Annotated in this window: 15 protein-coding genes; 12 read left to right on the forward strand and 3 right to left on the reverse strand. The window is 67.4% G+C overall.

Going from position 1 to position 12,416, the window contains the following annotated elements; all coding sequences use genetic code 11:
- The first annotated feature begins 53 nt into the window (after positions 1-53).
- The 11 genes from hypA to QM841_RS00110 all read left to right on the forward strand — a co-directional run bounded on the left by hypA (position 54) and on the right by QM841_RS00110 (position 8,865).
- On the forward strand, positions 54-383 hold the full coding sequence (hypA, locus tag QM841_RS00065; protein WP_005244680.1) for a hydrogenase maturation nickel metallochaperone HypA: 330 nt from the start codon (positions 54-56) through the stop codon (positions 381-383).
- A gap of 5 nt (positions 384-388) precedes the next feature.
- The gene (hypB, locus tag QM841_RS00070) at positions 389-1,210 is read left to right on the forward strand and encodes a hydrogenase nickel incorporation protein HypB (RefSeq protein ID WP_283330478.1); all 822 of its coding nucleotides are present in this window, start codon (positions 389-391) and stop codon (positions 1,208-1,210) included.
- Between the two features lie 160 nt (positions 1,211-1,370).
- Positions 1,371-2,426 carry an NADH-quinone oxidoreductase subunit B family protein gene (locus tag QM841_RS00075; RefSeq protein ID WP_005244678.1) on the forward strand — a complete coding sequence of 352 codons (1,056 nt, stop codon included), beginning with the start codon at positions 1,371-1,373 and terminating at the stop codon, positions 2,424-2,426.
- Between the two features lie 57 nt (positions 2,427-2,483).
- Positions 2,484-4,277, forward strand: a complete 1,794-nt coding sequence (locus QM841_RS00080) for a nickel-dependent hydrogenase large subunit (protein ID WP_005258616.1) — start codon at positions 2,484-2,486, stop codon at positions 4,275-4,277.
- A 10-nt stretch (positions 4,278-4,287) separates the two neighbouring features.
- Entirely contained in the window at positions 4,288-5,244 is a 957-nt protein-coding gene (locus QM841_RS00085) for a NifU-related iron-sulfur-binding protein (RefSeq protein WP_283330479.1), read from the forward strand.
- Positions 5,244-5,888: a DUF5947 family protein gene (locus QM841_RS00090; protein ID WP_283330480.1), complete on the forward strand. Its 645-nt coding sequence runs from the start codon at positions 5,244-5,246 to the stop codon at positions 5,886-5,888. The genes QM841_RS00085 and QM841_RS00090 overlap by 1 nt, the downstream gene beginning before the upstream one ends.
- Positions 5,885-6,532 carry a DUF6084 family protein gene (locus QM841_RS00095; RefSeq protein WP_280778937.1) on the forward strand — a complete coding sequence of 216 codons (648 nt, stop codon included), beginning with the start codon at positions 5,885-5,887 and terminating at the stop codon, positions 6,530-6,532. The genes QM841_RS00090 and QM841_RS00095 overlap by 4 nt, the downstream gene beginning before the upstream one ends.
- Complete coding sequence (locus tag QM841_RS00100) at positions 6,529-7,971, forward strand: hypothetical protein (RefSeq protein WP_283330481.1); 1,443 nt, start codon at positions 6,529-6,531, stop codon at positions 7,969-7,971. The genes QM841_RS00095 and QM841_RS00100 overlap by 4 nt, the downstream gene beginning before the upstream one ends.
- Complete coding sequence (locus tag QM841_RS43330) at positions 7,968-8,087, forward strand: DUF6893 family small protein (RefSeq protein ID WP_397517833.1); 120 nt, start codon at positions 7,968-7,970, stop codon at positions 8,085-8,087. The genes QM841_RS00100 and QM841_RS43330 overlap by 4 nt, the downstream gene beginning before the upstream one ends.
- Positions 8,088-8,094: 7 nt before the next feature.
- Positions 8,095-8,607, forward strand: coding sequence for a hydrogenase maturation protease (locus tag QM841_RS00105; protein WP_280778935.1), 513 nt, complete (start codon positions 8,095-8,097; stop codon positions 8,605-8,607).
- Between the two features lie 3 nt (positions 8,608-8,610).
- Positions 8,611-8,865: a HypC/HybG/HupF family hydrogenase formation chaperone gene (locus QM841_RS00110; RefSeq protein ID WP_283330482.1), complete on the forward strand. Its 255-nt coding sequence runs from the start codon at positions 8,611-8,613 to the stop codon at positions 8,863-8,865.
- A 9-nt stretch (positions 8,866-8,874) separates the two neighbouring features.
- Here the strand turns inward: QM841_RS00110 and QM841_RS00115 are convergent, their stop codons facing one another.
- Both QM841_RS00115 and QM841_RS00120 read right to left on the reverse strand, forming a co-directional pair.
- Positions 8,875-9,666 carry a hypothetical protein gene (locus tag QM841_RS00115; RefSeq protein ID WP_283330483.1) on the reverse strand — a complete coding sequence of 264 codons (792 nt, stop codon included), beginning with the start codon at positions 9,664-9,666 and terminating at the stop codon, positions 8,875-8,877.
- 107 nt (positions 9,667-9,773) lie between these two features.
- Positions 9,774-10,751: an NAD-dependent epimerase/dehydratase family protein gene (locus QM841_RS00120; RefSeq protein ID WP_283330484.1), complete on the reverse strand. Its 978-nt coding sequence runs from the start codon at positions 10,749-10,751 to the stop codon at positions 9,774-9,776.
- A 35-nt stretch (positions 10,752-10,786) separates the two neighbouring features.
- On the opposite strand from QM841_RS00120, the gene QM841_RS00125 reads away from it, so the two are divergent.
- On the forward strand, positions 10,787-11,434 hold the full coding sequence (locus QM841_RS00125) for a ScbR family autoregulator-binding transcription factor (RefSeq protein ID WP_283330485.1): 648 nt from the start codon (positions 10,787-10,789) through the stop codon (positions 11,432-11,434).
- Here QM841_RS00125 and QM841_RS00130 read toward each other — a convergent pair.
- Complete coding sequence (locus QM841_RS00130) at positions 11,431-12,378, reverse strand: ScbA/BarX family gamma-butyrolactone biosynthesis protein (protein ID WP_283330486.1); 948 nt, start codon at positions 12,376-12,378, stop codon at positions 11,431-11,433. The two genes, QM841_RS00125 and QM841_RS00130, sit on opposite strands and share 4 nt — an antisense overlap.
- Positions 12,379-12,416 lie beyond the last annotated feature (38 nt).

The raw sequence follows: 12,416 nt of genomic DNA on the forward strand, positions 1-12,416 counted from the left end.
GCGCGAAGCGCTACGCTCGAATCCACAGGTGACGAGTCCTGAACGGGGCCGTGATGCACGAGTTGGCAATCACCCAGAGCGTCGTCGACGCCGTCTGCGAGACCGCCGCGGGACGGACGGTCCACAGTGTGCGCGTACAGGTGGGGGCGTTGACGGCCGTGGTCGCCGATTCGATGCAGTTCTGTTTCGAACTGGTCACCGAAGGGACCGTCGCGCACGGTGCCCGTCTCGACATCGACCACACCCCGGGCGGTGCGCACTGCCGTGAGTGCGGCGAGGATTTCGCGCTCACGGACCTGGTGTTGCTGTGCCCGTGCGGAAGTGCGGACGTGGAGGTCACGTCGGGTCGGGAACTACGAATCCTCTCTATGGAAGTGAGCTGACGCAAATGTGTGCCACCTGTGGATGCGGAGACGAGACCGGAACCAGGATCACGGTGCCCCACGAGCACCCGCACGACCACGAGCACCCGCACGACCACGACCACCCGCACGACCACGACCACCCGCACGACCACCCGCATGACCACGAGCACCCGCATACTCACGAACACCCCCACGAGCAGGCGACCGAGACGGTGACCCTCGAGCAGAAGGTGCTGGCGAAGAACGACCTCACTGCGGAGCGCAACCGGGGCTGGCTGGCCGGACGTGGGGTGCTCGCGCTGAACGTGATGAGCTCGCCGGGATCGGGGAAGACGACGCTGCTCGAACGCACCATCGCCGACATCGGTGGGCAGCGACGCGTCTCGGTGGTGGAGGGCGACCAGGAGACGATGCTCGACGCCAACCGCATCAAGGCGACGGGATGTGCTGTGGTGCAGGTGAACACGGGCGCGGGATGTCACCTCGACGCGGAGATGATGCGGGACGCTCTGACCGCTCTCGACCCCGAGCCGAACTCGCTGCTGTTCGTCGAGAACGTGGGGAACCTCGTCTGTCCGGCACTGTTCGATCTCGGTGAGAAGAGCCGGGTGGTGGTGATCTCGGTGACCGAGGGGACGGACAAGCCGCTCAAGTATCCGCACATGTTCGCGGCAGCGAACCTGGTGATCGTGAACAAGGCGGACCTGTTGCCGTACGTGGACTTCGACGTCGATCTCTGCACGAAATACGCCCGGTCGGTGAACCCCGACCTGCAGGTGATCACGTTGTCGGCGACGACGGGTCAGGGCATTGCGCAGTGGTACGACTGGATTGCGAAGCAATGACGCCCCTACACGACGGGGTCGAACTGCCCGGTGCGACGCGCCGAGGACCGTTGACATCCGCTCGGCGGCGGAGCTAAATAAATATCAGCGCCACACAGGTGGGCCGACGGTCGACTCCGGTGGCGACAGGAGTTGTGTTCACTCCGGAAAGCGACCTGATATGCCGACACAGGAAGCAATCAACGCCGAGGACACCCTGATTCACGTGCTGTGGATCAATGCGGGACTCAGTTGCGACGGCGATTCGGTGGCCTTGACGGCTGCGACGCAGCCCAGTGTCGAGGAGATTGCTCTGGGAGCCCTGCCGGGCCTGCCCAAAGTGGCCGTTCACTGGCCGCTGATCGACTTCGAGAACGGCCCCGAGGGCGGCGCCGACGACTTCCTGGAGTGGTTCTGGAAGGCGGATCGCGGCGAACTCGAACCGTTCGTCCTGGTGGTGGAGGGTTCCATCCCGAACGAGCAACTTCACGACGAGGGCTACTGGTGCGGTTTCGGCAACAATCCCGAGACCGGTCAGCCGGTGACGACGAGTGAATGGCTCGATCGTCTCGCTCCGAAGGCGACGGCGATCGTCGCGGCCGGGACGTGCGCCACATACGGCGGTATCCACGCGATGGCGGGGAATCCGACCGGTGCGATGGGCGTTCCCGACTATCTCGGCTGGGATTGGAAGTCGAAGGCGGGCATCCCGATCGTCTGCGTTCCCGGCTGCCCGATCCAACCGGACAATCTGTCGGAGACGCTGACGTATCTCCTCTACATGGCCACCGAGCAGGCGCCCATGATTCCGCTCGACGACGCTCTGCGTCCGCAGTGGCTGTTCGGGGCCACGGTGCACGAGGGCTGCGACCGCGCCGGCTACTACGAGCAGGGTGATTTCGCCACCGAGTACGGCTCGCCCAAGTGCATCGTGAAGCTGGGGTGCTGGGGTCCGGTCGTCAAGTGCAACGTCCCGAAGCGGGGCTGGATCAACGGTGTCGGTGGGTGCCCGAATGTGGGCGGTATCTGCATCGGGTGCACGATGCCGGGATTCCCGGACAAGTTCATGCCGTTCATGGACGAACCGCCGGGCGGCAAGATCTCCACTGCGGCGTCCGGACTGTACGGATCCGCCATTCGGAGTCTCCGCAAGATCACCAAGACCACCTTGGACAAAGAGCCGCACTGGCGCAGTCGCGGTACGAAACTGACCACGGGCGCCACACGCACCTGGTAGTCCCGCTCGGGGTCTCGGGCGGTAGTCCGACGGCCTCGAACACTGAGAGGTACGTCGATGACAACGATCATTCCGGAACCTTCGCACAAGTCGGAATCCGACGGCCTGGTCGAGATGGCGTGGGATCCGATCACGCGCATCGTGGGCAGCCTGGGCATCTACACGAAGATCGATTTCAAGCAGAAGGAAGTCGTCGAGTGCCACAGCACCTCGTCGATCTTCCGCGGCTATTCGATCTTCATGAAGGGTAAGGATCCCCGCGACGCCCACTTCATCACCAGCCGCATCTGCGGTATCTGTGGTGACAACCATGCGACGTGTTCGTGCTACACCCAGAACATGGCCTACGGCGTGCAGCCTCCGCACATCGGCGAGTGGATCGTCAACCTCGGCGAGGCCGCGGAATACATGTTCGACCACAACATCTTCCAGGAGAACCTCGTCGGTGTGGACTTCTGCGAGAAGATGGTCTCCGAGACCAATCCGGGGGTGCTCGCACAGGCCGAGAAGACGGAGGCGCCGCACGCCGGCGAGCACGGCTACAAGACCATCGCCGACATCATGCGTTCGCTCAACCCGTTCACCGGCGAGTTCTATCGGGAGGCGTTGCAGGTCAGCCGGTGGACGCGAGAGATGTTCTGCCTCATGGAAGGTCGGCACGTCCATCCGTCCACCCTGTATCCGGGTGGCGTGGGCACGGTCGCGACGATCCAGTTGATGACCGATTACACGACGCGTCTGATGCGCTACGTGGAGTTCATGAAGAAGGTCGTCCCCATGCACGACGACCTGTTCGACTTCTTCTACGAGGCGATGCCCGGCTACGAGAAGGTCGGCCTGCGCCGGACGCTCCTCGGCTGCTGGGGGTCCTTCCAGGATCCCGCGGTGTGCAACTTCTCCTACAAGGACATGGAGAAGTGGGGACGGGCCATGTTCGTCACGCCCGGCATCGTGGTGGACGGCAAACTGATCACGACGTCCCTCGTCGACATCAATCTGGGTATCCGAATCCTGCTGGGCAGTTCGTATTACGACGACTGGACCGACCAGGAGATGTTCGTGAAGAACGATCCGCTCGGGAACCCGGTCGACCGCAGGCATCCGTGGAACCAGCACACCAACCCGCATCCGCAGAAACGCGACATGGAAGACAAGTACAGCTGGGTGATGTCGCCGCGGTGGTTCGACGGCACCGACCATCTCGCGCTGGACACCGGCGGCGGGCCGCTGGCCCGACTCTGGAGTACCGCCCTCGCGGGCCTCGTCGACATCGGGTACGTGCAGTCGACCGGTCACAGCGTGAAGATCAACCTGCCGAAGACCGCGCTGAAGGGCCCGGTCGAGTTCGAATGGAAGATCCCGCAGTACGGCAGCAACACGATCGAGCGTGACCGGGCGCGGACCTACTTCCAGGCGTACGCGGCGGCGTGTGCGCTGCACTTCGCGGAGAAGGCGCTCGCCGAGATCCGGGCCGGGCACACGAAGACGTGGGAGAAGTTCGAGGTCCCCGACGAGGGCATCGGCTGCGGCTTCACGGAGGCGGTGCGCGGAGTCCTGTCGCACCACATGGTCATTCGCGACGGCAAGATCGCGAACTACCACCCGTATCCGCCGACCCCGTGGAACGCCAATCCCCGCGACAGCTTCGGTACGCCGGGGCCGTACGAGGACGCGGTGCAGGGTCAGCCGATCTTCGAGGAGAACGATCGGGAGCACTTCAAGGGCATCGACATCATGCGGACCGTCCGCAGTTTCGATCCCTGCCTGCCCTGTGGCGTGCACATGTATCTCGGCGAGGGAAAGACGCTGGAGAAGCTGCATTCGCCCACCCAGTCCGTGACCGGCGAGTGACGAGGTACGCATGGAGAGTGGCGGATCGGAGACGTGGGGGAGTGACGAAGTAGGAGACGACCCCGATCGGTGGCGGACAGCCGGCGAGAGGATCGACAGCCTGTTGGACGCGAGTTCGACAGGCGGCTCGGTGGCACGTGAGCGCGCCGAGCAACTGGTCCGCGAGGTGGTCGAACTCTACGGCGCCGGGCTGCAGCGTGTCCTCGAGATCATCGGTGAACGCGACGACGACCTCGTCGAACGACTCGCCGCCGACGAACTCGTGGCCAGTCTGCTGCTGGTGAACGGACTCCATCCGCACGACGTCGAGACGAGGGTCGCGACAGCACTCGACAGTGTGCGCCCCTATCTGGGCTCCCACGGCGGCGACGTCGAACTGCTCGGCGTGGTGGAGGGTGTGGTGCGGCTTCGGCTGACCGGCAGTTGTCAGAGCTGTCCGTCCTCGGCGGTGACGTTGGAACTCGCCGTCAAGGACGCCGTGCTGGCCGCCGCACCGGAGACCGTGGACATCGAGGTGGTGGGTGCCACCCCCGCGGCCGGGTCCGGGCTGATTGCCGCGGAATCACTGTTCTCCCATGTTCATCCGGACGGGTCCGACGGATCGAGTGGCACCGGGACGTGGGTGTCGGTGCCCGAACTCGAGGACCTCGCGCCCGGTGAGGTGGCCGGATTCTCCGTGGCCGGGCTCCCGATTCTGGTGTGCCGGATCGGGGAGCAGTTGTTCGCCTACCGCGACCGCTGCGCCGCCTGCACCAACTCGCTGGCCGGGGCCACGCTGCAACGGAAGGCGGGCGGGCAGGTGGGGGACGCGGTGCTGCGCTGTCCGTCGTGCCGGGCGCACTTCGACCCGCGCCGGGCGGGCCTCCGCCTGGACGGTGACGCCGATGCCGAACCGCTTTCGCCGCTGCCGGTCCTCGTGCGTGACGGGGTCGTGTCCGTCGCGGTGCCTGCCGCGGAGGTGGCGTGATGAGCCCGTCGGGGAACGGGCTGCGCATCCTGCAGCGCATCGCGTCGGAGCGGCCCGCACCGGTGGTCGGGGAACGGTGCGACATGTGCGCCGTGCCGATCGCCGACGCGCATCAGCACGTCGTGAACGTTCAGGACCGGCAACTGATGTGCGTGTGCCGTGGGTGCTACCTGCTGTTCACCGACGAGAGCGCCGAACTGCGCTTCCGGGCCGTCCCGGAACGCTACCTGTCGTTCCCCGACTTCGAACTCGCACCGGGTCGCTGGGATGAACTGGAGATCCCCGTCGGGCTCGCCTTCGTGTTCCGGAACTCCTTGCTGGCCAAGACCGTCGCCTTCTATCCCGGTCCGGCAGGCGCCACCGAGTCGGAGCTGCCCCTCGACGCCTGGGACGGCGTCCTCGCGGCCAACCCGGCGCTCGGCGGGCTGTCCGCCGACACGGAGGCGTTGCTGCTGCGGGTCCCCGAACACGGTGGCGGCGACCCCGAGTGCTACCTCGTCCCCATCGACGCCTGCTACCAGCTGGTGGGCGAATTGCGGCAGGTGTGGCGGGGATTCGACGGCGGCCAGGACGCCCGCCGGGTCATCGACACGTTCTTCGAGACGGTGCGTGCGCGCAGTCGCGTCGCGAAGGAGCCGACGTGACCGAATTGTCGTTCCACGTGGAGGACGTGTTCCCGGAACCGTTCGCGGTTGCGCCGAATCTCACTGCGCGAGTAGAGGTGACGGAGTCCAGCGGTGCCGCCGTGCACGCGATGGCCGTCCGGTGCCAGGTCCGCATCGACCCGCAACGCCGCCGCTACACGGACGGTGAGGCGGAGGGCCTCCTCGATCTGTTCGGGCCCCGCGAGCGGTGGACCGCCACGCTCAAACCCTTCCAATGGATGCAGACCAGCACCGTGGCCCAGGGGTTCACCGGGTCGAGTGTGGTGGAGTTGCCGCTGCCGTGCACGTACGACTTCGAGGTGACGGCATCGAAGTATCTGCACGCCCTGGACGAGGCCGGGTCGACGGTGCCGCTGGTGTTCCTGTTCAGCGGGACGGTCTTCACCCGCGGGGTCGCCGGTTTCGGGGTGGAACGGATCCCGTGGGACCGCGAGTCGACCTACGACCTGCCGGTCGGCGTGTGGCGCGAACTGGTTCAGGCGCACTACCCGAACACGGGGTGGGTGCGCCTCGACCACGACACGCTCGCCGCGCTGGCGCGCTACAAGGCGGCGCACGGTCTGATCGGACTGGACGTCGCCATTTCGGACCTGCTGCAGGGAGCCGGGGAGGTGATCGCATGATCTCCCCGGCGTCCCTGCAGCGAGTACGTGCCGTGGCCGACGCGGTCCTGTACGAGGGCTACCTGCTGTATCCGTATCGTGCGAGTTCGTCGAAGAATCAGTCGCGGTGGCAGTTCGGCGTCCTCGGACCGTCGGGTGCGGCGGAGTCGGGGGTCGGCGAGGAACCGCGCATGTCCTGTCAGACCCTGATGCAGGCAGGCGACGGAGCGGGGGTGAACGTCACCCTCCGCTTCCTGCAACTCCAGGTGCGAAGCATCGAACGCGCGGTCGCTGACTCGGCGGAGTTCGTTCCCGTCGACGAGCTGACCGTCGCGGGCGCGAGCTGGCTCAGCTGGGACGAGGCGGTGGAGCGCGAATTCGATCTCGGCACCCTGCGCCCCGCGGAGTGGCCGGGCGAACGCAACCTCGACGTCCACATCGACGGCGGCACGGACGTGGAGGAGCTGCGGGGCGAGGACGGATCCCTCGCCGGCCGGGTGGTGCGCACCCGGTGGCCCGCACACGCCGTCGTGACGGTGGGCAGCGACGACGTCGACGGGCTGAACCGGGTGCGGGTGTCGGTCGAGAACGTGACCACCGCGCAAGACGCCGCGGGCTGGGACACCGCACCGCGGGACGCGGGAGTCTGGGGCAAGGACTGGGCGATCCGACAGTCGCTGATCGGCGCCCATCTGATCCTGGCGGCCGAGAACACCGAGTTCGTCTCACTCCTCGAACCTCCCGCGGAGGCGGAGCAACTCGCGGGCACGTGCGCGCACGAACGGTGCTACCCGGTGCTGGCCGGGCTGCCGGGGGAGACGGACCTCGTCCTGGTGTCGCCGATCATCCTGTACGACCACCCCGAGGTGGCCGAGCAGAGCGACGGGGCACTGTTCGACGCCACCGAGATCGACGAGATCCTCACTCTGCGTGTCATGACCCTCACCGAGGAGGAGAAGCGACAGGCCCGCGCCACCGACCCGCTCGCCGCCCAGATCATCGACCGGTGCGACCAGATGTCGCCGGCGACGCTCGCCCAGATGCACGGCATCCTCCGAGATCCGCACCTCCCGGACCCGCACCTCCCGGACCCGGGCCTCCCCGACATGGGTCTCGTCCCGGAACTGACCGACGACACGCCGTGGTGGGATCCGGACGCCGACACAGCCGTTCGCCCCGACGTCGACGGCGTGATCGTGAACGGCGTCCGGGTGGCGAAGGGCACTGTGGTGCGGATCCACCCGTCGCGGCGCGCCGACGCCCAGGACCTGTTCTTCGCGGGACAGCTGGCTCGCGTGGTGACCGTGCACGCCGACGTCGACGGTGGCACCCACGTCGGCGTCGTGCTGGAGGACGACCCTGCGTCGGAGTTGCACGAGTGGTACGGACGGTATCTGTACTTCGCCCCGGACGAGGTGGAGCCGGTCTCGGCAGACACCGGAAAGGATGGACAGCCATGAAGATTCTCGGAGAGATGACCACCGCGGCTCTGGCGTTGGTTGCGGTCGCGGGTGTCGCGATCGCCGTCATCGCGATACCCGACATCAGACGATATCTGCGTATCCGGAAAATGTGAGACGCGCGTGACGGTGGGCAGGCGGGTTCTGGTTGCCGGTGTGGGCAACATCTTCTTCGGCGACGACGGTTTCGGACCCGAGGTGCTGCGCGGGGTCGCGACGAGGTCGCTGCCGCCGGGCGTCCGCGCCGTCGACTTCGGCATTCGTGGAACGCATCTGGCCTACGAGTTGCTCGACGGGTGGGGCGCCCTGCTGCTGGTGGATGCGGTGCCCGGCCGCGGAGAGCCCGGTGCGCTGAGGGCGTTCGAGGTGGGACCCGATTCCGTCCCGGTTGCGCCGCTGGACGCGCACAGCATGGATCCGGGGGCGGTGTTCGGGAGCCTGCGCGCGCTCGGCGGAACCCTGCCGCGGACCGTGGTCCTCGGCTGCCAGGTGGCGAACACCGGCGAGGGAATCGGGCTCTCACCGCGGGTCGAGGCCGCCGTAGGACCGGCCGTCGGCATGGTGTTCGAGATCGTGGATCAACTGCTGGAGTCCGACTCCGCGGCAACGCTGCAACCGGACGGGACGGAGGGCTGAATCATGTGTCTCGGTATTCCCGGTCAGGTGGTGCGCATGTTGGAGGGCTACGGCAATCAACTCGCGCTCGTCGACGTCGTCGGCGAACAGCGCAAGGTGAACGTCGGCATGCTGCCCGAGGACGTCCGCCTGGAACCGGGCGACTGGATCGTCATCCACATGGGTTTCGCCATGGAGAAGGTGGACGAGGCGGGCGCCGAGAAGGCGATGGCCGGGTTGGAGATGATGGGGCGGTCGCGGACGGCCGACGACGACTGACGGCGCAGATCACCGCATCCCGGCCTCACGGACGTCCGGTGGTCCGGCGACGAAGTCGCGTGCCCGGTTCCAGCGGGCGTGGTAGCGCTCGCCGAATCGTGACCGGGCACGGGCCATCCGGCGCGGTTTGTTCGGGTAGCGGCGCATCGCCCACCAGGAGTCGGGTTTGGCGAGGCGGATGGCGCCGATGATCGCCACCGGCTGGAACACGATCCCCACGATCCCGGTGACGAACTTGCCCTTGAGCATGCAGATCACCGAGATGGCGAGAGAGATGGCCAGATAGCCGATCGACGACCACCACTCCGGGGTGCCGATCCGGCCGGTCACGAGTTCGGCGCCTCCGATCATAAGACCGGTGATCATGAGCGCGCAGAAGATCGCGTCCACCGACTTCCGGCCGGACGTGCTCCAGTACACGTCGTCGAGGTGCACCCACAGCGCGAACTCGTCGAAGGTGAGTGCGAGGCCCACTCCGAAGAGGGCGGCGAACACGTTGAGCGCAGTGCCCTCCGGGGTGGTGGCGATCAGTGCCAGCCCGGCCAGCGTCATGAACAGGATCCCGAAGACCTGGTGGTGCAGGTGCACTCCGCCGACGGTGATGTCGTTGATCAGCCCGCCCCCCGACTCCGCGCCGTCGTCCGTGGGCGCCGCTCCCGACCGCGACCGGATACGGCGGGTGATGGTCCGGGTGACGACGAACGTGACCAGGACCGCGAAGAACAACCACATCATGGGAAACAGGACCACTACCCGGCTGTCGCCTTCGGTGTCCACGACGATCTCGGCGAGAAGGGCCATCTCGACACTCCGTCAGGTGGGGGAAATCATCCTCTATCCGGGTATACACCCCGCTCGCGGACGGCGGACGAAGACTGGGTGTTCGTCCCTGGACTCGTCGACGGACGTCACGCCGGGAAGTGGTCCAAAGGACCGTGACCGACGGTCGCAGCCGTGGCGGTCCACAGGCGGGTGGGGTCGTACCAGTGGTCGCGGCCGATGAGGTCGAGATGTCGTTCGGTGAGACCGTGCCGGCCGCCGGCGGTCATCGCGTCGTCGAAGGTGAGACTCGTGGCGGGCAGTCGGAGGCGGCCCGAGTCCGCGAGTGCCTGCCCGAGTTCGCGGACGGTCACCGGGTCGGGGTGGCAGGCGTGGAACACGTCGCCGGTGCGTGCGGGGTACTGCGCGGCGAGGGCGGCGAGGAGTCGGGCGAGGTCGTTCACCGCGATGATCGAGATCCGGGCTCGTCCCTCGTCGACCCAGGCCCCCAACGCCTCGACGATCCGGATGAAGCCGGGGACGAACCAGCGGTCGCCGGGGCCGTGGATGAAGCCGGGCCGGACGACGCAACCACCCCGTTCGAAGACGCGGTGTTCGGCGGCCAGCCTGCTCGCGCTCAGCGCCGAGACGGGTGCGGGCGTGGCATCGAACTCACCGATTCCGCTGTGCGGCCCGGACCCGTACACGCCGATGGTGCTGACGTAGATCACCCGGCTGATGCCGTTCCGGGCCGCGGCGGCAAGCAGATTCTCGGTGCCCGCGACGTTGACGGCGACGCAGTGCGCCGGGTCGTTCCCGGTGTAGGAGGCGGCATGGATCACGACATCGGCGCCGGTGAGCGCTGTTTCGAGGCTCGCCGGATCGGTCAGATCCGCCCGGGCCGACACGACGCCCGGAATGTCGGTGCGTGGAGGTGTGCGCGCCACCGCGGTGCACTGGATTCCGGCCGACGCCAGTGCCGTCACGGTGGCCGATCCGACGAAGCCCGTGGCCCCCACCACCGCGACACGGACCGGCGTGGAACGTGTTCGACCGCGGGCGGTCGCGGTCGACGCTGGTACCGTCTCTCCGGGCAATGGGCGCGTAGTCCGTGCTTTCATCGTCATCGTTCTTCTCTCGTGCGGCAGGGAAAGGTGTGAACGTGGTTCAGCAGGCGCGTGCTGCGGCGACCCGACAGCAGATCGTCCGCGGGGCGGCGGAGATGTTCGAGAAGTCGGGGTTCGAAGGAGCCAGACTCGGCAACATCGTCGAGAACGCCGGAATCACGAAGGGGGCCTTGTACTTCCATTTCCGCTCGAAAGAGGACCTGGCGCGGTTCATCATCGGTGAGCAGCACCGGATCTCCATCGCGTCGGTCGAGGCGATCGGCCGCGAGCAGGTGTCGGCGATCGAGCAGATCGTGATGCTCTGCCACGAGATGGCCCGGCAGATCGTGAACGACCCGATCGTGCGGGCCGGTATCCGGATCACCCTCGAACTCAGCGCCGACGACCAAGGCCCCGCCGACCCCTATCTCGACTGGATCAACAGTTGCGAGATGCTCGCCACGCGGGCCGTCGAGCAGGGAGATCTCCTCGCGGACATCGACCCGCCGAGGTTGGCGCGGTTCGTCATCGGCGCCTTCACCGGCGTCCAGACCGTCTCCCAGGTGTTGACGCAGCGCACGGACCTCGAACAACGTGTCGACGACATGTGGGGTTTCCTGCTCCCCGGGATCATGCCCGCGACCCGGCATCAGGACATCGCCCGGATCCGCCGGGCCCGCTGGACACCCGACGACGCCGACTAGCGCGCGCATGCGCTCACCGCGGTAGGGGCCAGCGCCGCGGTGCCTCGCACGACCGCCACTCCGCCCTGTACCAACGAACCGCGGATCGACAGCGCGCCGTCGTCCACCACGTCCAGCCGGATCGTGGCCCGCTCGTCGAGTTCGGCGAAACGGTGGAACGTGGCGCCCAGCGAAACGAGGTGCGCTTCCGGCACGTCGAGCCGGGCGCAGGCGGCCTGCCGGAATACCTCGAGCATCAGCATCCCGGGAATGTGATCACACGGATGGTCGAACAGCACGGGGTGCGCGTCGTCGATCCGCAACTCCCACTCGTTCTCGGAACACCGGGGACCCAGGACGACGTGCGCGTCGTCGACGTGACCGACCAGCCCCGCCGGGGCGGGTACGGGACACCACGGCGCCCCGATCGACCGCGGTCCGTGCTCACCCCACCGGGCCCGCGAGTACGCGGCCGGCGGAAACACTGCTGCATGACCCGTCGCGGTGCCCACGTCCTGTCCGCCGAGCCGGAACCGCAGGTCCACCCGGAAGGCGGACAGCGCCCCACCGCGGTACACGTGCTCGGACACAGCGACCTCGACGATCACGTCGGCGGCCGCGGCGCCCACCTCGAGCGCGCCGGGCACCGCCTGCACCCGGAGGTGCTGCATGACGAACCGGTTCGGCAGCGGAACGGAGAAGCGGGTATGTCCCAGGTAGATCGCGGTCTGCCGGAGCGTTTCCGCCAGCAGCATGGTGTCGTAGCGCCCACCCCGGGCGCGGTAGAAGCCGTGCAGGCGGGGCCACTGCGCGGCGACCACGAACCGATCCGGTCCCGGTAGCGACACACAGTCGGTGAGGAAGACCTCGGCCACGGACTGGCGATGGACGTACCTGCGCGGCACGGTCCGCTCGAACGACATCGGGGGAAGCGCATCGGGCACCGGACGGGAAACTCGCGCCACAACCCCATCTCCCCACAGAACCGGTCGGCCCGATGCCG

Origin of the sequence: Rhodococcus sp. IEGM 1307 (assembly GCF_030056915.1) — a bacterium.
Lineage (GTDB): Bacteria > Actinomycetota > Actinomycetes > Mycobacteriales > Mycobacteriaceae > Rhodococcus_F > Rhodococcus_F opacus_D.